This window comes from Georgenia daeguensis (genome assembly GCF_039537705.1).
GTDB lineage: Bacteria > Actinomycetota > Actinomycetes > Actinomycetales > Actinomycetaceae > Georgenia > Georgenia daeguensis.
The window spans coordinates 129,398-149,384 of record NZ_BAABBA010000011.1; the positions used below are offsets into that span (position 1 = coordinate 129,398).

General features: G+C 73.7%; 13 protein-coding genes. 8 read left to right on the forward strand and 5 right to left on the reverse strand.

What is annotated here, in order from left to right:
• Positions 1–208 precede the first annotated feature (208 nt).
• The 5 genes from ABD774_RS12540 (at position 209) to ABD774_RS12560 (ending at position 9,559) form a co-directional block, all read left to right on the forward strand.
• On the forward strand, positions 209–1,579 hold the full coding sequence (locus ABD774_RS12540; protein ID WP_345041650.1) for a lipase/acyltransferase domain-containing protein: 1,371 nt from the start codon (positions 209–211) through the stop codon (positions 1,577–1,579).
• A gap of 450 nt (positions 1,580–2,029) precedes the next feature.
• Complete coding sequence (locus tag ABD774_RS12545) at positions 2,030–3,631, forward strand: glycosyltransferase (RefSeq protein WP_345041653.1); 1,602 nt, start codon at positions 2,030–2,032, stop codon at positions 3,629–3,631.
• Positions 3,624–5,894, forward strand: a complete 2,271-nt coding sequence (locus ABD774_RS12550; protein ID WP_345041655.1) for a glycoside hydrolase family 26 protein — start codon at positions 3,624–3,626, stop codon at positions 5,892–5,894. The genes ABD774_RS12545 and ABD774_RS12550 overlap by 8 nt, the downstream gene beginning before the upstream one ends.
• A 74-nt stretch (positions 5,895–5,968) precedes the next feature.
• Positions 5,969–7,417, forward strand: coding sequence for a UDP-glucose dehydrogenase family protein (locus ABD774_RS12555; RefSeq protein ID WP_345041681.1), 1,449 nt, complete (start codon positions 5,969–5,971; stop codon positions 7,415–7,417).
• Between the two features lie 12 nt (positions 7,418–7,429).
• Positions 7,430–9,559 (forward strand): acyltransferase family protein, encoded by a 2,130-nt coding sequence (locus ABD774_RS12560; protein WP_345041657.1) that lies wholly within the window; start codon positions 7,430–7,432, stop codon positions 9,557–9,559.
• A gap of 228 nt (positions 9,560–9,787) precedes the next feature.
• On the opposite strand, the gene ABD774_RS12565 is transcribed toward ABD774_RS12560, so the two are convergent.
• Positions 9,788–12,232: a hypothetical protein gene (locus tag ABD774_RS12565; RefSeq protein ID WP_345041660.1), complete on the reverse strand. Its 2,445-nt coding sequence runs from the start codon at positions 12,230–12,232 to the stop codon at positions 9,788–9,790.
• A 285-nt stretch (positions 12,233–12,517) separates the two neighbouring features.
• Positions 12,518–13,093 (reverse strand): GNAT family N-acetyltransferase, encoded by a 576-nt coding sequence (locus tag ABD774_RS12570; protein ID WP_345041663.1) that lies wholly within the window; start codon positions 13,091–13,093, stop codon positions 12,518–12,520.
• A gap of 145 nt (positions 13,094–13,238) precedes the next feature.
• Here ABD774_RS12570 and ABD774_RS12575 point away from each other — a divergent pair, with 145 nt between their 5' ends.
• Complete coding sequence (locus ABD774_RS12575; RefSeq protein ID WP_345041665.1) at positions 13,239–14,807, forward strand: serine/threonine-protein kinase; 1,569 nt, start codon at positions 13,239–13,241, stop codon at positions 14,805–14,807.
• A 16-nt stretch (positions 14,808–14,823) separates the two neighbouring features.
• On the opposite strand, the gene serC is transcribed toward ABD774_RS12575, so the two are convergent.
• Positions 14,824–15,936 (reverse strand): phosphoserine transaminase, encoded by a 1,113-nt coding sequence (gene serC, locus ABD774_RS12580; RefSeq protein WP_345041667.1) that lies wholly within the window; start codon positions 15,934–15,936, stop codon positions 14,824–14,826.
• 333 nt (positions 15,937–16,269) lie between these two features.
• Here serC and deoC point away from each other — a divergent pair, with 333 nt between their 5' ends.
• Positions 16,270–16,974, forward strand: a complete 705-nt coding sequence (deoC, locus tag ABD774_RS12585) for a deoxyribose-phosphate aldolase (protein WP_345041669.1) — start codon at positions 16,270–16,272, stop codon at positions 16,972–16,974.
• An 81-nt stretch (positions 16,975–17,055) separates the two neighbouring features.
• On the opposite strand, the gene ABD774_RS12590 is transcribed toward deoC, so the two are convergent.
• Both ABD774_RS12590 and ABD774_RS12595 read right to left on the reverse strand, forming a co-directional pair.
• A complete protein-coding gene (locus tag ABD774_RS12590) occupies positions 17,056–17,571 on the reverse strand; it encodes a GNAT family N-acetyltransferase (RefSeq protein WP_345041671.1) in 516 nt (171 codons plus the stop codon).
• A gap of 85 nt (positions 17,572–17,656) precedes the next feature.
• A complete protein-coding gene (locus tag ABD774_RS12595; RefSeq protein WP_345041673.1) occupies positions 17,657–18,655 on the reverse strand; it encodes a citrate/2-methylcitrate synthase in 999 nt (332 codons plus the stop codon).
• Positions 18,656–18,857: 202 nt separating this feature from the next.
• Between ABD774_RS12595 and ABD774_RS12600 the strand changes: the two genes are divergently transcribed.
• Positions 18,858–19,598 carry an iron-dependent transcriptional repressor DtxR gene (locus tag ABD774_RS12600; protein ID WP_345041675.1) on the forward strand — a complete coding sequence of 247 codons (741 nt, stop codon included), beginning with the start codon at positions 18,858–18,860 and terminating at the stop codon, positions 19,596–19,598.
• The last annotated feature ends 389 nt before the right edge of the window (positions 19,599–19,987 follow it).

The window sequence follows — 19,987 nt, forward strand, 5'->3', positions numbered from 1 at the left end:
CAGGCGTGAACCAGGCCGAAGGCGTGCGCGCTGCGCCGGCGCGGCTCCCGCGCCGCTCACACCCGCGAAAAATGTGTTGTCGCCGAGCCGCTCGGGTCGCCGCGACGAGCTCGACGGGGCGGCGTCGCTCCGCGGTTCGCGCGGCCCGCCGTTCCCCCTCAGCGGCAAACTGACCTGCGCCCAGCTCGCCGACCGAGAGAGGACCCTCGTGCCCACCACGATCTACGTGCTGCTGCCGGGAATCGTCGGCAGCGTGCTGGAGAAGGACGGCAATGACGTCTTCGGCCTCACCGTGGGGGCCGGCCTGCGGGCCCTCTTCAGCGGCGGGCGCAGCATCCAGGACCTCAGGCTCGACCCGACCGAGACCGGCGAGGCCGACGACGGCGTCACCGCCACGCGGATCGCCGCCGACGCCCACCTCATCCCGGGGCTGTGGAAGATCGACGGGTACACCGCCGTCGGGAACCACCTCCGACGACGGCTCGGCGCGGTGCCGGGAGAGACCTACTTCGAGTTTCCCTACGACTGGCGCCTGGACAACCGGGTCGCCGCCCGGCGCCTCCGCGACTCCGCCGCCGGCTGGCTCGCCGCCCAGCGCACGAAGGACCCGGACACGCGCCTCGTGCTGGTCGCGCACTCCATGGGCGCCCTGGTCGCGCGCTACTACCTCGAGGTGCTGGGCGGCTGGCGGGACACCCGCGCGCTCATCTCCTTCGGCGCGCCGTACCGCGGCTCCCTCGACGCGCTGGGCCAGCTCTCCAACGGAAGCCGCACGGCCCTGGGCCTGGTCGACCTCACCGAGCTCGCCCGCTCCCTGCCGTCGGTGCACCAGCTCCTGCCCATCTACCCCTGCCTGGACGACGGGACCGGGGCCCTGCACCGCCTCACCGAGCTGGCGGCCCCTCACCTCGACCCCGTCGCCGTCGCCGCGGCACGGGCGTTCCATCAGGAGATCGAGGACGCCCAGACCGCGAACGCCATGCTCGAGGAGTACGTCACCGGCGGCTACCGCCTCCACCAGGTGGTCGGCATCGACCAGCCCACCAACCAGTCGGCCCGTCTCGCCGGCGAGGGCGTCGAGCTCCTGCGCACCTACAAGGGCGAGGACCTCGGCGGCGACGGCACCGTGCCTCGTGTCTCGGCCACGCCGCTCGAGCTCGCCGACGACTCCGGCGCGATGTTCTCCGGGACTCGGCACTCCTCGCTCCAGAACGCCCCCGCCGTCCTGACCCAGATCAGCGGCTGGACGTCGGGCGTCCACCTCGGGCGCTTCCGGGTCGCGCCGTCGCAGGTGCGCCTCTCCGTCGACCTCGCGGACGTCTACCGCGCGGACGAGCCCGTCCACCTCACCGTCACCCCGACCGGGGCAACCGGTGACCTCACCGCGACACTCGAGTACCTCGGCGGCCCCGAAGGCGTCGCCGCGCCCACGGAACCCGTCACGGTGACGCTGGGCGCCGCCGAAGGCGCGCGGGAGGTGGAGCTCCCGCACGCCGGGCCGGGCGGGTACCGGGTGACGGTACGGGGCACCGCGGCCGTCGAGCCGGTCAGCGACCTGCTGGTGGTCGCGCCCCGGTAGCGGGCTCACCGTGAGCGCCCGGGCGTGGAGAGGTTGGTGCCGGGGGCGCCGGCGGCGGGCGCTGCCGCAGTCGGTGCCTGCGCGTGCATTGTTGTGGGCGACGGCGACGCGCCGAGCTAATTAACAGGGTGTTTACGAGTTGGCAACCGCGGGGTCGGTCGACTCGTGTTACGTTTCGGACACGGCAAGAGATTTTTGGGGGGGCCGTGAAACTGCTGACTGAAGACCGATGGCCATTCTGCTGTCGCCGCCGCGTGCACCGGCCGGACATTCCGACCGCCTGAGCACCTGAGCTGCTCCGCGTCGTGACGCCACTCCGGCGGGGAGATCACTGATACCTGCGCACACATTCCCATTCATCCCGCCATGCGCGGGCGCGACGGGCTGTGTGCTGCCGCTGACCATTGACCGCTGACAACTGCGCTTTTGTGCGCACGTCAGGAGAATGTGATGTTCGTCTTTCTGCTAATGCTTCGCCATGCCTTCGTGGAGGACGGCAAGCTGTATTTGTTCGCGGTCTTTTCCGCCGTCGTGTGGGGGCTGTGGCTGCTGAAGATACTGCTGTCGCGCCGCTACCGGCCGTGGACCGAGCCGCACGAGACGACGACCAGCGTCGTCATCCCGGTCGTCGACGAGCCGCTCGACCTGTTCCGGGACGTGCTCACCCGCATCTGCGCGCAGCGACCGACAGAGACGATCGTCGTCATCAACGGGCCGCGCAACGTCGAGCTCGAACAGGTCTGTGACGAGTTCGCCCAGGACGGCGTCACGTGGACCTGGACGCCGATCCCCGGCAAGCGCAACGCCGTCAAGGTCGGCACCGAGATGGCCTCCGGGGACATCCTCGTGCTCGTCGACTCGGACACCGTGTGGGCCCGCGACACCCTCGCCGAGCTGGTCAAGCCCTTCGCCGACTCCCGGATCGGCGGCGTGACGACCGCGCAGCGGATCCTCGACCCGGGCAGGTCGTTCCTGACCCGCTGGGCCGACTGGCTGGAGAACAGCCGGGTGAAGTACTCGATGCCCGCCCAGTCGGTCCTGGGCCAGATCGGCTGCCTGCCGGGCAGGACCATCGCGTTCCGCCGCTCGATCGTCCTGAAAGCCATGGACGAGTTCATGCACGGGCGCTTCCTCGGCGTGTTCCTCGAGGTGAGCGACGACCGGACGCTGACCAACCTCACGCTCAAGCAGGGGTACCGGACGGTGTACCAGTCGACCTCGCTGGTCTGGACGGACGCGCCGCTCGAGCTGCGGAAACTGTTCAAGCAACAGCTGCGCTGGTCCCGCGGGTCGCAGTACAACACGCTGCGGATGCTGCCGTGGATGGTCTCGCACGCCCCGGTGCTGGCGATCTTCTTCCTGACCGACATCATCCTTCCGTTCCTGCTGGCCGGTGCGGTCATCGGTGCGGCGTACCGGATCGTCACCGGCACGGGCATCAACTACTACGGCGCCATCGTCGCGGAGTACGGCTCGACGGTCGGCATCGTCTCGGTGGTCGCCCTGACGCTGGTGGCGACCGGACTGTCGATGGGCGTGCGCCACCTTCGACACCTCGTCGAGGTACCCGGCGACTGGTGGCGCATGCCGCTCTACGTCGTCTTCTCCAGTGCGTTCCTCATGCCGATCCGGCTGCTCGGCTTCTTCCGGATGGCGCACGTCGCAGGCTGGGGCACACGCAAGGACGCCTACGCCGGGAGCAGCACGGACGAGGCCGTCAGCAACGATCTCATCGCCGAGCTGGAGGCGAGCGAGCCCGGCCCCGTGGACGTGGTGGACCGGCCGGGAGTGATCCTGCAGCCCGAGGGGTCGGTGACCGGCACGGCCGGTGCACCTGATGCCGGGCCCGCGGCCGCGACGTCCGGCGGACCCGCGACGCGGTCGGCCACCCGGACGGCCGTCGCCACCCCGGCCCGTCCGGCGACCGACTCCGCGCCGAAGCAGGCGGCGAGGTCGAGGCGGCGGCTGAACCCCGCTGCCGCCGTCCCCTACCTCATCGGAGGCGCGTTCCTCGCCCTCCTCACGACCTACGAGGCGGCCTACCTTGTCTGACCACACCCTTAAACGAAACCCCTGGGCGGGACCCGCGGACGCCTTCGGGGCCGCCGTCGCGGCGGCCGGGGCGACGAGCCTGCGCACGCGCCTGATCGCGCTGGGGCTCGTCGCGGCGCTCCTGGCGACGTCTCTCGTCGTGTGGGGTACCCCGTCGCTGCGCACGACGCTGGCTCAGCCCGTCTCCGACGCGGTCCAGGCCCTGGGCGCGCCGCCGGCCGCGGCCGCCACCCAGGACCGCGCCGACGAGCAGCAGGCGGCCCGCCGCGCGAAGACCCGCTCCACCCTCACCGAGCTGGCGGCCGCGCTGACCGCGGCAGACCGCGAGACCGCCTCCCAGCTCGCCCGCACGGTTCTCGAGACCGCGCTCGACGATCCCATGCTGGACGAGATGCTGGCGGGCATCAGCCTGACCCGCGACCAGCTCTGGCAGATCGCGAGCGTCGGCTCGGCCCGGCCGTTCGAGGAACTTCTGGTGGAGGCCGGCTACACGGAGGGCGGACCCGGAGGTTCTGCGGCGAGGAGCGCCGGCGGCCAGTCCGCCGACGGCGGAAACGGCCCGGGAGCGGACGGCTCGTCCGGCGGCTCCGGTGCGTCCGGCGACGTCGGCGGGGCGGGCGCCCCCGGCAGCGGCGGCTCCGGCACCGTCGGGCCGGCGGGCGCCGACAGCACCGAGCACCAGCAGCCCGTCGGACGCTCCGGGGCGAAGGATCCCGAGGAACCGCGGTGCTGGCACTACACCTGGCAGCAGGACGCCCAGGCCGTCTACCTCCAGGACCTTGAGGACCCGTACGGGCTGGACGGCAACCCGGGTCCCCGGGACGACGACGGGATCGCCTGCCGTGACCTGCCTGACGACCCCGACCGGGCGCCGAGCCAGCCCCAGGGGCAGTTCGTCCCCACCGCGCCGTCGGCGGACGAGCTCCTGAGCCCGTCGCAGCAGTACTTCGGCATGTTCACCGAGGAGTCCCCGTACTTCTTCGGCGAGGTCGACGAGGTCGCGGCCACCCTGCAGCACATGCCGAGCTCGGTGACGTACTTCGCCGGGTGGGACCAGGACTTCCGGGCCGACGCCGCAACCAGTGCCTGGACCCGCAACATGCTGCCGATCGTCTCGTGGGAGGCCCGCCCGAACGAGACGAACATGGGGCCGGACTCCAGCAACGCCGTCAACGAGGAGTACCAGCTGGCCGACATCATCGCCGGCAACCACGACGACTACCTGCGCCGGTACGCCGCCGACGTCGCCGAGTTCGGTCTGCCGGTCGGCATCCGGATGATGCACGAGATGAACGGGCACTGGTACCCCTGGTCCGAGCAGACGAACGGCAACAAGCCCGGCGAGTACGTCGCGGCCTGGCGGCACGTGCACGACATCTTCACCGACGCCGGCGCCGAGAACGTGCTGTGGTTCTGGTCGCCGAACACCATCGAGTTCCCCCAGGCCCAGCCGCTCGAGGAGCTGTACCCCGGTGACGAGTACGTCGACGTCGTCGGCCTCTCCGGCTACTACCGCAAGGTCATCGAGGGCAAGGAGGCGTCCTTCGAGAACACGTACGGCCGCTCCGTCGCGGGGCTGCGGGCCGTCGCCCCCGGCAAGCCGATCTTCCTGACCGAGGTGGGCGCCACCGAGACCGGCGGCAAGAAGGCCGAGTGGGTGACCAGCTTCTTCGAGGCTCTCCGGCAGAACCCGGACATCATCGGCTTCACCTGGTTCCAGCGGGAGGTCACGGCCATCCCCATCGGGGAGTCGGAACCGGTCACCAACGACTGGCGCCTGACCTCCTCGCCGGAGGTGACGCTCGTCGCCCAGCACGGGCTGCGCAACGGGAACTTCAGCGAGGGCGCTCCGGAGCAGCCGAAGACCGAGCTCCCGCCGCTGCCGAGCGAGGGCGCGGAACCCACGGAGGAGCCGACCGAGGCGCCGGAACCCACGGAGGAGCCGACCGAGGCGCCCACGGACGAACCAGCCGCAGGGACGGCCGAGGAGCCGAGCCCGGGGGCCACCGAGGACCCGACGGCGGAGATCACCGGCGAGCCGGCCCCGGAGGGGAGCGGCGCGACGGCGGAGGCCACGGCAGAGCCTGCCCCGGAGCCGAGCCCGGCCGCGAGCGAGGAACCGACGGGGCAGGCCCCGGAGAGCTCCGACTCCGGCGGCGGGACCAGCGAGGGCCCGGCGGACTCACCCCAGACGGCCGCGAGCGCCACCGAGGAGCCGGCCGTGGCCCCGCGGGAGCTCGCCACCGCAGGGAGCACCCCATGACGACCGGCAACCACATGACCGGCCACCACCACACCACCTGCGCCGAGACCGGCGGGGACCACGAAGGAGCTGACATGCCACTGCGCATCACTGTCATCGGTACGGGATACCTCGGCGCCGTCCACGCCGCCGGCATGGCCGAGCTCGGGCACGAGGTCCTCGGCGTCGACGTCGACGAGCGGAAGGTCGACACCCTCAACCAGGGCAGGGCGCCGTTCTTCGAGCCCGGTCTGGAGCCCCTGCTCGAGAGGCACGTCGGGTCCGGCCGGCTGCGGTTCACCACCTCCTTCGCCGAGGCCGGGGAGTTCGGCGACGTCCACTTCCTGTGCGTCGGCACCCCGCAGCAGCCCGGTGGCCGGGGCGCGGACCTGCGGTACGTCGACGCTGCGATCGACGCGCTCGCCCCGCACCTGCACCGGCCCGCGCTCATCGCCGGGAAGTCCACCGTCCCGGTGGGCACGGCCGAGCGGCTCACCGCCCGCCTGGCGGCGGCGGCGCCCGCCATGGAGGAGGTCCACCTCGCGTGGAACCCGGAGTTCCTGCGGGAGGGGTTCGCCGTCGAGGACACGCTGCGGCCCGACCGCCTCGTGCTCGGCGTGACGAGCCGCGCCGACGCCGCCGTGCTGGAGCAGGTCTACGCCAAGGTGCTGCACGCGGGCACCCCGCTCGTGGTGACCGACATGCCCACCGCCGAGCTGGTCAAGGTGGCCGCGAACTCCTTCCTGGCCACCAAGATCTCCTTCATCAACGCGATGGCGGAGGTGTGCGAGGCGGCCGGTGCCGACGTCGTGCAGCTCTCCGAGGCGCTCTCGTACGACGAGCGCATCGGCGGCAAGTTCCTGCGGGCCGGGCTCGGTTTCGGCGGCGGCTGCCTGCCCAAGGACATCCGCGCCTTCACCACCCGCGCCGCCGAGCTCGGCGCGCACGAGGCGCTCAACTTCCTTCGTGAGGTCGACGAGGTCAACATGCGCCGGCGGTCCCGGGTCGTGGACCTGGTGCGGGAGCTGCTCGGCGGCTCGGTGCTCGGCGCGAAGGTCGCCGTCCTCGGCGCCGCCTTCAAGCCCAACACGGACGACGTGCGCGACTCCCCGGCGCTCAACGTGGCCGCCACGCTGCACCTCGCCGGCTCCCAGGTGGTGGTGCACGACCCGCAGGCGAACGCCAACGCCGCGGCCAAGTTCCCCACCCTCAGCTACGCGGACACCGCGGCGGAGGCCGTCGCCGGTGCCGACGTCGTCGTGCTGGCCACCGAGTGGGAGCAGTTCACCTCGATGGACCCGTTCGAGCTGGAGCAGCAGGTGGCCTACCGGCGCATCGTCGACGCCCGCAACGCGCTGGAGCCCCAGCGGTGGGCGGACGCGGGCTGGGCGTACCGCGGGATGGGCCGTCCGGTGCCGACGGCCACGATCCCTCCCTCGATCGAGCGCCTCGTCTCGGTCACCTCGTCCACCGCTGTGCGGCAGCTGCCTGCCGGCACGTCGACGGCCTACGACCGGGTAGCGCCGGCGCCCACGCACGCCTGACCGGAGGTCCTCATGGCAGTGACCGCGACCGCCGCCCCGACGCCCTCCGCGCCCCCGGCGCGGAGGGCCCGGAGCCAGCCGCACCGCGACCGGTTCCGGCCGGACATCGAAGGACTGCGCGCCGTCGCGTGCGGGCTCGTCGTCCTCGGGCACGCCGGGGTGAGCTTCCTTCCCGGCGGGTACGTCGGGGTGGACGTCTTCTTCGTCATCTCCGGGTTCCTCATCACCTCGCTCCTGCTGCGCGAGATCGCCCGGGACGGGCGGGTCGACCTGCCGCGCTTCTACGCCCGGCGGGCCCGGCGCCTGCTGCCGGCCGCGGCGCTGGTGGTGGTGGCCACCATCGTCGGCGCGTGGTTCGTGCTCTCGCCGATGGTGGGCAAGGAGACCGCCGTCGACGGGCTGTGGACGGTGTTCTACGCCCTCAACCTCAAGCTCGCGGCGGAGGGCACCGACTACCTCAACGCCCAGGAGGCGCCGTCGCTGCTGCAGCACTTCTGGTCCCTCGCCGTCGAGGAGCAGTTCTACCTCCTCTGGCCGGTGCTGCTGATGGCCGTCGCCGGCACGCTCGTCGCCCGCGGCTCGCGGGCGGCGCGGACCGCGGCCGACGGCCCGCCGAAGCTCCGCACCGCTCGCGTCGCGGTCGTGCTGGTGCTCGTCATCGCCGGGTCGCTGGCCCTGAGCGTGTGGCAGACGGGCGCGGCCCAGCCGTGGGCGTACTTCGGGCTGCACACCCGGGCGTGGGAGCTCGCCGTCGGGGCGCTGCTGGCCGTCGCGCTGCCGGCGGTGCGCCGGCTCTGGGGGCCAGCAGCCGTGGCGCTCGGCTGGGCGGGACTGGCGGCGGTGCTCTACGCCGGCGTCTCCTTCGACAGCGCGACGCCGTTCCCGGGGTACGCCGCAGCCCTCCCGGTGAGCGGGGCCGCGGCGATCATCGCCGCCGGCGTCGCGGCGCCCGGGCGCGGCGTCGGCCGGCTCCTCGGCCTGCGCCCGCTCACCACCGTCGGCGGCCTGTCCTACGGGTGGTACCTCTGGCACTGGCCGGCCCTGACGCTCCTGCCCGCCGCGTTCGGCCTGACGCCCTCGGTCCCGGTCCTGCTCCTGTCCGCGGCAGCGGCCCTGATCCTCGCGGCGATCTCGCTGAGACTCGTCGAGAACCCCGTCCGGTTCTCGCCGTCGCTGTCGGCACCGGGGGACGGGCTGTCGCTGGGGTTCGCGGTCTCCTCCGTCCTCGCCCTGACCGCCGTCGTCGCCCTCGTGGCCCCGGGCGGCACGCCGCGCGGGGAGCAGGTGGACATCGCCACCGTCGCTCAGGAGCCGGGCACCAGCCTCCAACCGGTGCTCCAGGAGTCGCTCGACGGCGGGCCCGTCCCGGAGAACCTCACGCCGCAGATCGAGTCGGCCAAGGAGGACCTGCCCGCCTCCCGCGCCGACGGGTGCCACGCCGACCTGCTCGAGAGCGCACCCACGGAGCCGTGCGTGTACGGCGACCCGGCCGGCGCCCGCACGGTGGTCCTGTTCGGCGACTCCCACGCAGACCAGTGGCAGCCCGCGGTGCACGAGGCGGCGGCCGAGGCGGGGTGGAAGGTGGTGCACCGGACCAAGTCGGCATGCACGCCGGCGTCGATGACCATCGACTCGGAGGACCTGGGCCGGCAGTACACCGAGTGCGACACCTGGCGCGAGGACGTCCTGTCCGAGATGGAGGAGCTGCGGCCCGACCTGGTGCTCATGGGCGCCTCCTACGGGCTCGGTGACGCGGGGGCCGGGGAGTGGGGGGAGGCCATGACGACCACGATGTCGCGGCTGACCCAGGCGGCCGACCGCGTCGTCCTCGTGGAGGACATCCCGGTCCGGTCGAGCTCGGGCGCGGACTGCGTGGCGGCCAACCTCGACGACGTCTCCGCCTGCGCGCTGGAGCGGTCCGCGGCCACCCCGCACGCCGACGTCGCCGACGCCGTCCGGGACGCGGTCACCCGCGCCGGCGGCGAGGTGGTCGAGACCCTCGACTGGTTCTGCACCGACGAAGCGTGCCCCGAGGTGATCGGGAACTACCTGGTGCACCGCGACGCCACGCACGCCACCGCGAGCTACGTGCGGTTCCTTGCCTCACGGCTCGCGGAGGAGGTGGGCATCAGGGCGGCGTGACGGCGGCTGGGCGAGCGGTCCAGCTCGCCGCCGCCGCGCCCGTGGGGCCGGTCTCGTCGCGAGACCGGCCCCACGTGTGTCCCGGACCGCAAAGACCGCCCGCCGGCGCGACGACGGACCGGGCAAGATCGCCCGCCGGTGACGACGGACCGGGCAAGATCCCCGCCGGACACGACGGACCGGCAAGGCCGCCCGCCGGGGAGCCCGGACCGGGCGGTACCCCCTGCCTCAGCTGCTCGTGGTGAGCGTGCGAGTGGCGGTGGTGGTGCCGGAGGTGTTGGTGGCGCTGGCCCGGATCTCGTAGGTGGTGGCGGGGTGCAGGCCGTCGGCGGGGAGGGCGAGCCAGCGGTAGCCGGTGTGGGCGGCGACGGTGACGGGCTCGAGGGTGACCGGGTCGCCGCCGGTGGTGGGGACGAGCTGGACGCGGACGTTGGTGTCCAGGGAGTGGGGGTGGACGCGGGCGTTGATCGTGGCGGAGGTGGCGGTGACGTCGGTGGGGGCGTCGAGGAGCACGGTGGGCGCCCCGGTGGTGTCGACGTGCCGGCCGGTGACGTCGGTGGTGCCGGCGGCGGTGGTGGCGGTCGCCTTCCAGTAGTAGCGGGTGCCCGGCTGCAGTCCGGTGAGGTCCTCGGTGACGGCCTGGGTCCAGTCGCGGGCGGGGACCTCGACGGTGCGCTGCTGGCCGTGCTCGGGGGTGGTGCCCCAGGAGAACGTGACCGTGCCCGGCAGCCCGTAGGTGTTCACCCATGCCTTGAGCGTGACCGAGGTGTCCCCGCCGCTCACGCCGTCCGCCGAGAGCGTGGGCGGCTCCGCGGGGGCCGGTGCCGCCTGGGTGATGAGCGTGCGGGTGGCGGTGGTGGTGCCGGAGGTGTTGGTGGCGCTGGCCCGGATCTCGTAGGTGGTGGCGGGGTGCAGGCCGTCGGCGGGGAGGGCGAGCCAGCGGTAGCCGGTGTGGGCGGCGACGGTGACGGGCTCGAGGGTGACCGGGTCGCCGCCGGTGGTGGGGACGAGCTGGACGCGGACGTTGGTGTCCAGGGAGTGGGGGTGGACGCGGGCGTTGATCGTGGCGGAGGTGGCGGTGACGTCGGTGGGGGCGTCGAGGAGCACGGTGGGCGCCCCGGTGGTGTCGACGTGCCGGCCGGTGACGTCGGTGGTGCCGGCGGCGGTGGTGGCGGTCGCCTTCCAGTAGTAGCGGGTGCCCGGCTGCAGTCCGGTGAGGTCCTCGGTGACGGCCTGGGTCCAGTCGCGGGCGGGGACCTCGACGGTGCGCTGCTGGCCGTGCTCGGGGGTGGTGCCCCAGGAGAACGTGACCGTGCCCGGCAGCCCGTAGGTGTTCACCCATGCCTTGAGCGTGACCGAGGTGTCCCCGCCGCTCACGCCGTCCGCCGAGAGCTTCGGGGCGGGTGCGACGGCCACGGTGCGCGTGTCGGTGGCGGTCGAGCCGTCCACCGCGGTGACGGTGAGCCGGGTGGTGTGCAGCCCGGAGGGGTACGTGTGGGAGAGATTCTCGGGCGGCGTCCCGGTGCCGGTCGCGGCCGGGGTGCCGTCGCCGAACTCGAGGCGCCACTGGGCGATCCCCGCGCCCGAGCGTTGACCGGCCCCGGCCGATGCGGAGGCGTCGAAGGTGACCGTCAGCGGGCCGGGGCCGTGCAGGTCTCCCGCCAGCAGCGAGGCGGTGGTGCGCCCGTGCGCCGAGTCGTCCGCGGCGACCTGCGTGAACGCCTCCATCGACGCGGGGCTCGAGTCCACCCACCACGGGCAGTTCCCGTGCGTGTGGAAGTAGGAGACGGCCTTGATCTCCGGCATGGCGTCCAGCGCCGTCGCCGCCTCCCGCAGCCAGGCGGCCTTGCGGCCCGGGTCTTCCGGATCCTCGACGGACCCGTACTCGGCCAGCATGAGCGGCTTGCCGTGGGCCTTCCCGAAGGTCCGGAACGGGGAGACGACGGTGGCGAGCGAGCGCCATGCCGCCGGCTTCCCCGGCGAGCAGCCGTACCAGTTGTAGGCGTCCAGGCCCAGCCAGTCGACCACGTCGTCGCCGGGGTAGTAGGCGTCCGCGCCGGCGCCCACGTAGGCGGAGCCGAAGCTTGACGGCGTCATGATCCAGGTGAAGGCGGCGTTGGTGACGCCGTGGGCGCGGAACACCGAGACGTAGTGCCGCCACGCGGCGACGTACTCCGCCGGTGTGCCGAAGGCCTTCTCGACGTCGGGCTCGTGGTGGAAGGACAGGAACACCGGTGCCCCGAGGGACCTCACGGCGCGCGCCTGCACCGCGATGTCGGCGTCCACGGCGCCGGAGGCGACGTCGGCCCAGGGGATCCGCGACCCGTCGCGGCGCTCCGGACGCACGGAGACGATCGGCGTCCGGCCCCGGTCGATGTCGGCGAGCACGGTGGGCTGGGCGATGTCGTCGTCCCACCGGAGGAAGAGGCGGTGCAGGTCGAGCTTGCGGCCCACCTCGTTCTCGAACTGCTCGAGGGCGTCCTGGCTGTTGCCGTCGCTCGGGCTGGTGGGTGAGCCGTCCGGATCGACGTAGGCGCCGAACAGGCGGCCCTCGTCGGGCACCAGCGTGCTTCGCGGCTCGGGGGCGTCCGGCGCCGCCGTCCCGGCCGGCGCGGGCGACGCCGGGAGGAGGACCGCGAACGTCGCGGCGAGCGTGGCCGTGCAGGCGAGCACAGCCGCCCAGCGGCGCGAGGACCGCGGCCATGGCGGCCGTGCGAAGAGTCGGTGTGCGGACAACCGGTGTGCGGAGAACATGGCGAGCGAGCTCCTGGGCACGAGGACGCCGGTGTGACGGACCGGCCGGGACGGGAAGTGTCGGCGCTGCTGGGAGCAGGCGGTGCGCCGGCTCCGGCTCATCGATCGCGGGTCGCGCCGGTCCCAGGAACTACGGGCGGAGACCGGCTGATATCCAGCGTCCGGCCATGGTGCCGGTCGCGCAACTTCAGCGAGCGGGCGGTGTCAGCGCAGCGCGAGCCGGACGGTCGGGCGTCCCTTCCGCCTCCCGACCTCGCGAAAACCTGCCCTGGTGAACAGCCCGAGCGAGCCGTGGAACATCACGGAGGACGAGGTGCGCTCCTGGGCGTCCACCGGGTACGCCTCGACGTTCCGGGCGCCGTGCGCGGCGGCGTGGTCGACGGCCGCGGCGAGCAACGCCGTCGACAGGCCCCGGCCCCGGTGGTCCGGACGGATGTAGAAGCAGGTGACCGACCAGCAGTCGGGAACCTCGGGGTCGTGGACGATGACCGTGGAACGCGGGATGCGGGGGTGCTCCCCGCGCGGCGCGACAGCCACCCAGGCGACCGGCTCGCCGTCGACGTAGGCGACCAGCCCCGGCGACGGTGCGGCGGCGGCCCGCTCGGCGAACGCGGCGCGCCGCTCGGCGGTGCGGGTGGCGGGCCAGTCAGTGCCGGTGAGGCGGAACCACATGCACCAGCACCCGCGCTGGTCGCCGGGGCGGGTGAACAGCCGCTCAAGGTCCGGCCAGGTCTCGGGGGTGAGCGGGCGGACGGTGGGCTCCGTCGTCGGGGCGTCCATGAGGCGATTGTGCCGCCACCGTGCTTTCGGTTGAGCGGCGGGGGCCCGCGGCGTTGCCCGGTGAGCGGCCCATTGCCAGCCACGTGTGGCAGGTCTCGCACATCCCGAGATGCCGTTTCGGCCGGGGGCATCGACAATCGAACCCATGACTGTCGTGCTCGCCGCCCGCTACGAGCTGGACCGACGGCTCGGCCGGGGTGGAATGGCCGAGGTGTGGCGGGGCCGTGACCTCGTCCTTGGCCGGCGCATCGCCGTCAAGACGGTCAGCGTCACCGACGCCACCGACGTCTCGCTGGGGGACCGCCTCCGCCGCGAGGCCGTCTCCACCGCCGCGCTCGACCACCCGGACATCGTCACCGTCCACGACGCCGGCGTCGACGGCGACACCGCGTTCCTCGTGATGGAGCTCGTCGCCGGGCGCAACCTCGCGGCCGTGCTGGCCGACGGCCCCCTGCCCCTGGCGGAGGCCGTGCGCATCGGCGGGCGGGTAGCCGGCGCGCTCGCGGCCGCCCACGCTGCCGGCATCGTGCACCGCGACATCAAGCCGGCCAACATCATCGTCAACGGCGACAAGGTCACCGTCGTGGACTTCGGCATCGCCGCGATCGAGTTCCAGGCGGTCACGTCGCTCACCGCGCCGGGGACGACGCTCGGCACCGCCGAGTACATGGCCCCCGAGCAGGCACGGGCCGAGCCCGCGACCTCCGGCACGGACATGTACTCCTTCGGATGCCTGCTCACGGCGCTGGTCGCCGGCCGGCCGCCGTTCACCGCCGAGCTGCCCGTCGCGGTCCTGCACCATCACGCCTACATCCAGCCGCCGCGCCTGCGCAGCCTGCGGCCCGACGTGCCCGACGAGCTCGACGCACTCGTCGGCGACCTCCTCGACAAGGACCCCGCGGCCCGTCCGACGGCCACCGAGGCGCACGAGCGGCTCGCCCGGCTCGCCGCGGCGCTGAGCCCGGCAGCCACGGTCCCGTCGCCCGGCGCCGGCGCCGGCGCGGGCGCCGTCGCCTCGCCCCCGACCGCTGCCAGCCCCGTGGTGCCCGCACCGACGGGGGAGTCCACCGCGATGCACGCCGCCGCCGGCGCGACCTCCGCGCACGACGCGGCCGCCGGCGCGACCGCCGCCCGCGACGCGGCGACGACGGCGGCCCTGAACGGCGTCTCGACGGCGACCTTCGCCGGCGTACAGGCGCCGCACGACGCCGTCGTCCCCGGTGCCCCGACGCCGCACGACTCCGACGTCCTCGGTGCCCCGACGCCCGAGGAGCCCGCCCCGCTCCCGCCCGCTCTCGTCAGGCCGCGCGGGTCGGCGCGTCGGTCAGCACGGCGCCGCCGCCGCGTGATGATCGGTGCTGCCGCCGCCGTGGCCACGGGCATCGTCGCCTTCTCCGCCACGGAGGGCGAGTCCCGGGCTCCCCAGCCGGTCGCGAAGGTGCTGGTCATGGCAGAGAAGGTCCGGGTCGCGAACGCCGCGGTGACGGCCGAGCCGGTCGCGACGGCGGTCGCCTCGCCGGCCCCCACCGAGGCCCCGAGCCCCGCGGAGCCCCGCACCGCCGTCGCCCCGGCCACGCAGGTCGAGGAGCCGGCGACGCCCACGGTTCAGGAGGCGCCCGCGGTCACCGGCAAGGGACAGGGCGGGACCCCCGCCGGGGAGAACAACGGCAGGACCGGCAAGGGCCAGAACAGCAACAGCGGCAAGGGCAGGTGACGCCGCGGCGACGACCTCAGCCCAGCCGCTCCACCAGGTGGTCGACGCACGCGGTCAGCGCCCGGACGTCCTCGGGGTCGATCGCCGGGAACATCCCCACCCGCAGCTGGTTGCGGCCGAGCTTGCGGTACGGCTCCGTGTCCACGACGCCGTTCTCCCGCAGCTGCGCCGCGAGGGCCTTCGCGTCGACCGACTCGTCGAAGTCGACCGTGCCGACCACGGGGGAGCGGTGCGCGGGCTCGGCGACGAACGGCGTCGCGACCTCGCTGGCCTCGGCCCACTCGTAGAGGACCGCGGCGGACCGGGCGCTGCGGCCCGCCGACCACCCGAGCCCGCCGTTCTCGTTCAGCCAGTCCAGCTGCTCGGCGAGCATGACGAGCGTCGCCACCGCGGGGGTGTTGAGGGTCTGGTCCTTGCGTGAGTTCTCCACCGCCAGCTGGAGGTTGAGGAAGTCGGGCACCCACCGGCTCGCGGTCACCTCCTCGATCCGGGCCACCGCGGCGGGGGAGACGACGGCGATCCAGAGCCCGCCGTCGGAGGCGAGGACCTTCTGCGGGGCGAAGTAGTAGACGTCGGTCTGCGCCAGGTCCACCTCGCGGGCGCCGGCGATCGAGGTGGCGTCGACGACGGTGAGGGCGCCGCCGTCGCCGATGCGCGTGACGGGGGAGACGACGCCCGTCGAGGTCTCGTTGTGCGGGTAGGCGTAGACGTCGATGCCGTCGGCCGGTTCGCACACCGCGAGGGTGCCGCCGGGGGCGGTGCGGATGTCGGAGGCGCCGAGGAACGGCGCACGGTCGGTGGCGGTGGCGAACTTGTGCCCGAACTCGCCGAAGTCCGCGTGCTGCGCGCGCTCCCGCACGAGGGAGAAGGTCGCGGCGTCCCAGAACGCCGTGGAGCCGCCGTTGCCGAGGACCACCTCGTAGCCCTCGGGAGCCCCGAGCAGCGCGGCCACGCCCTCCTTGACCCGGCCGACGAGGGAGCGCACCGGCGCCTGCCGGTGGGAGGTGCCGAGCACGGTCTGGCCGAGCGCGGCGACCATGTCCGCCTGCGCGGGTCGGACCTTCGACGGCCCGCAGCCGAAGCGGCCGTCCGCGGGCAGGAGGTCTGTGGGGATGGCGATCGTCTCCATGGTGGGTGATCCTCCCACCGCCGCATGGGCAGGCCCGTCCCGGTCCACGCAGCGACGCCCGGGCGCCCGCCCCCGGCGTCCGCAGGTGCGGGCGGCACGTGTCCAACGGCACACGTCCGTGGGGCCCGCGGCCCGGGCCAGAATGCCCGCCGATCTCTAGCATGGGGACCACGAGCGACATCAGCGCCGGGCGGAAGCCGCGCTGGTCCGGCCCGGTCGAGGCCTCCTGAAGCCGTCGACCAGGACGCCGAGCCCGTCACCGATCAGGACCGGGGGCGCAGCCGCGCGCCCGGGACGACGAGCGACCCCGTCGCAGGGGTCTGGAGGCAGAAGATGACCCCGAAGCACCTGGCCGAGGCCGCCGAGCGCGCACTCGAGACCGCCGTGACCACCGTGTCGGTCGCGAGCATCGTCGACCACACCCTCCTCAAGCCCGGGTCCACCGCAGACGACGTCGCGGCCCTGGTCGCGGAGGCCCGGCGCCTCGGCACCTACTCGGTCTGCGTCTCCCCGAGCCTGCTGCCGCTGACCGGCACCGGCGACGTCAAGGTCGCCACCGTCTGCGGCTTCCCCTCCGGGGCGCACCACGCCGAGGTCAAGGCCGCCGAGGCGGCCCGCTCCGTGGCCGACGGCGCCGACGAGATCGACATGGTCATCAACCTCGCCCTGGCGACCACGGGCCGCTTCGACGAGATCCGGGCCGAGATCGCCGCCGTGCGCGCCGCCGCGCCGGCCCCGGTGGTCCTCAAGGTCATCATCGAGTCCGCGGCCCTGACCGACGAGCAGATCGTCGCCGCGTGCCGGGCCGCCGAGGCCGCGGGCGCCGACTTCGTCAAGACCTCCACCGGTTTCCACCCGGCCGGCGGTGCGTCCGTGCACGCGGTCGAGCTCATGGCGAAGACCGTGGGCGGGCGCCTCGGCGTCAAGGCCTCCGGCGGCATCCGCACCACCGAGGCCGCGCTCGAGATGATCGCCGCCGGCGCCACGCGCCTGGGCCTGTCCGGGACCGCGACGGTGCTCGAGGGTCTGACGGACTGACTCCCCGCACGGGCAACGGGGCGGGTCGCCGAGGTGGGCGGCCCGCCCTGTTCCCGTTCCCGCCCGACGGCGGCGTCCCGCTCAGCTGAGCTGCTCGCGTCCGCCCGGCCAGAGCTCGAGCATCCACACGTTGAGCCTCAGCAGGACCCCGCGGAACTCCTCCTCCGCCGTGCCCCTGAGCTGGAAGCCGGTGCGGGCGCACAGCCGGTTCGACGCCTCGTTCTCCACGCTCGGGAAGGCCCCGAGCAGCGGGTGCACGCCGTGCTCCCGGGCGTCGGCGACGACCAGCCCGACGGCGGCCGATGCGAACCCGTGGCCCTGCCGCTCGGGCAGGACGAACCACCCGGTCTCGTGCACCGTCTCGTCGCGCCACTGGCTCGACCACCATCCGATGCCGCCCACGGCCTCGTCGCCGGCCATGACGCGGTACATCCGTGCCTCACCGGTCTCCCAGTAGCGCAGGTACTTCGCGTGCCGCTTCTCGACGTCCTCCGCCGACTCGGCCGCGCCGAGGAACCGGGTCATCTCCGCGGTGTTGGCGCGGTGGAGGAGCCAGAGGTCGTCGGCCTGCCAGGGCTCGATCCGTACCGCGTCCATGACCGGACGCTAGGGCACGTGCCCGCGGCTGTGAAGGGCGGCCGTGGTCGAGCGAGGCGAACGTGCACCAGGGGCGCGGCGTGCCTCAGCGCAGGGAGGCGTGCACCTCCAGGACGTGCGCGGCCCAGCCGGCGGTCCGCCCGCACAGGTACAGCGCGCACATCAGCGGTGCCGGCACGCCCAGGTGGTCGAGCAGGATCGCGCCCCAGAACATCGTGTTCGCCGCCGACTCCTCGGCGGGGCGGCCGCGCTCGAGGAGCAGCTCGTGCGCCGCGACGGCGATCGCCTCCCCGGCCTCGAGGTGCCGGGCGCCGACCTCGACGCAGGCGTCCCGCAGGAGGCCGGCCCGCAGGTCCGTCGGCAGGGCGTCGGTGAAGCCGGGCAGCGCACCGCCGTGGGCGTCGGCGTACGCCTCGACGACGCGGCGGGCGTCGCCGGTCCGCTCGACCTCCTCGACGACGGCGAGCCCCCGGGCCACGGCCCCGCCGAGGAAGGGACCACCGCCGACGGCGACGCCCGCGGCCAGGCACGACGCGGCGTCGGCCCCCACCTCGGCGGCCAGGCGGGCGGTCTGGGTGGAAGGGGTCACCCCGTTCTCCGCGACGGCGAGCCAGAAGGTGTCCAGGGCGCGCACCGCGGCCGGGTCCGCCTCGCCGCGCCAGCGCACGAGGAAACGCTCGGTCGCCGTGTCCACCAGCTCCACCTGTCGCTGCGGCACGGCGGGGACGTCGTAGCCGCGGGCGGACTGCGCCACGAAGCTCAGCGTCATCGCGGACGCCCGGGCGAGGTTGTCCAGGGCGAGCGGACGGTCGATCTCGGACAGCGGGCGGTAGGACCACGCCGGCGTGAGCTGCGCCAGGGCGGAGAGCACGTCCGCCCGGGGGTCCCCGGTGCGCACGGGCAGGTTGTACGGCTCCGCGCGCGGGAGATCGCTGTCACCGTCGACGAGCAGGCCCCAGAGCTGCCCGAACGGCATGCCCGTCAGCGCGCCGACGGGGCGCCCGCGGTAGAGCGGCCCGCCCTCGCCGTCGACGGCGAAGATCGGCGGGCGGGGTCCGGTGGGGTGGTCGGGTGTGGCGGCCATCACGGCGAACAATAGGCACCGGGCGTCGCACGGACGAAATCGCCGGCGCCGCACTCCCGCAGCGTGGGCGTGACAAGGTGGTCCCGTGCCGGACGGTCGCCCGCCGTCCGCGGTTCCTCCGTATCCTGGGCGTTTGGACGGCTTTGTCGCCGGCGCCGGCGGCGGCGCCCGGGGCGGCGGGCACTGAGGGAGCGGCTGATACGTGAGTGACCTGATCGACACCACGGAGATGTATCTCAAGACGGTGTACGAGCTCGAGGAGGAGGGTGTGGTCCCGCTGCGCGCCCGCATCGCCGAGCGGCTGGGGCACTCGGGGCCGACGGTCTCCCAGACGGTGGCCCGCATGGAGCGCGACGGGCTGCTGGTGCTCACCGGCAACCGCCAGCTCCAGCTCACCGACGAGGGCCGGGAGAAGGCCACGAAGGTCATGCGCAAGCACCGGCTGGCGGAGCGACTGCTGGTCGACGTCGTCGGCCTGGACTGGCCGCACGTCCACGAGGAGGCCTGCCGCTGGGAGCACGTGATGAGCGAGCGGGTGGAGCGACGGCTCCTCCACCTTCTCGACCACCCGCACGTGGACCCGTACGGCAACCCGATCCCCGGGCTGGAGGAGCTGGGGGAGGCGGACGTCGCGACCGTCGAGCACGCCCCGGTGCGTGCGCTCTCCGACGTCGTCGCGGAGCTGCTCCCCGCCGGCTCGGCGTCCGCGCCGGCCGGGACGCAGGTCGAGGACCACGAGGTGGTGCTCCAGCGCATCGGCGAGCCGCTCCAGGTCGACGTCGACCTCCTCGCCCGCATGGCGGAGGCCGGTCTCCGGCCCGGCAGCCGTCTGGAGCTGAGCATCCGCCCGGGCCTGGACCTGGTCTCGCTGCACGCGCCGGGGGCGGAGCTCGAGCTGGACCTGCCCGAGGAGATCACGCGGCACCTGTTCGTGACCCGCTGACCGGGGGTAGCACATCCGGACCCGGGGAGCTGCACGCACCGTCCCCGCAGGGGTGCGGACGTGCTCATAAGTGCTTGAGGTGCGTGACGCCGACCACATCTTCGAGGACCGTCGGCGACGACGGCCGGCTACCGGTTGCGTGGCGTCACCAGGCCGTTGGCCTGGGACTTTTGCCCTGCCTCGATACGGGTCCGCTGTGTCCGGACGTGCCGTCGCGTTCGTGACATGAGACACGGTCGTGATCGAAACGTGACATGGGGGTGGGGGACGCGCTAGCGTCTGGACCGCTTCACGAACCCTCCTCGTGGAGTGTCCGGGCGGGATTGCCGAACCCTGCCGCCGTCCGGAGTCGGAGCGAGATCCCGCGGCAGGGACGGGGGACCCAAGTG

Coding starts and splice junctions, on each gene's coding strand:
- ABD774_RS12545 (WP_345041653.1), top strand. CDS start 2,030: ATGTTCGTCTTTCTGCTAATGCTTCGCCATGCCTTCGTGGAGGACGGC.
- ABD774_RS12555 (WP_345041681.1), top strand. CDS start 5,969: ATGCCACTGCGCATCACTGTCATCGGTACGGGATACCTCGGCGCCGTC.
- ABD774_RS12560 (WP_345041657.1), top strand. CDS start 7,430: ATGGCAGTGACCGCGACCGCCGCCCCGACGCCCTCCGCGCCCCCGGCG.
- ABD774_RS12570 (WP_345041663.1), bottom strand. CDS start 13,093: ATGGACGCCCCGACGACGGAGCCCACCGTCCGCCCGCTCACCCCCGAG.
- ABD774_RS12575 (WP_345041665.1), top strand. CDS start 13,239: ATGACTGTCGTGCTCGCCGCCCGCTACGAGCTGGACCGACGGCTCGGC.
- serC (WP_345041667.1), bottom strand. CDS start 15,936: ATGGAGACGATCGCCATCCCCACAGACCTCCTGCCCGCGGACGGCCGC.
- deoC (WP_345041669.1), top strand. CDS start 16,270: ATGACCCCGAAGCACCTGGCCGAGGCCGCCGAGCGCGCACTCGAGACC.
- ABD774_RS12590 (WP_345041671.1), bottom strand. CDS start 17,571: ATGGACGCGGTACGGATCGAGCCCTGGCAGGCCGACGACCTCTGGCTC.
- ABD774_RS12595 (WP_345041673.1), bottom strand. CDS start 18,655: ATGGCCGCCACACCCGACCACCCCACCGGACCCCGCCCGCCGATCTTC.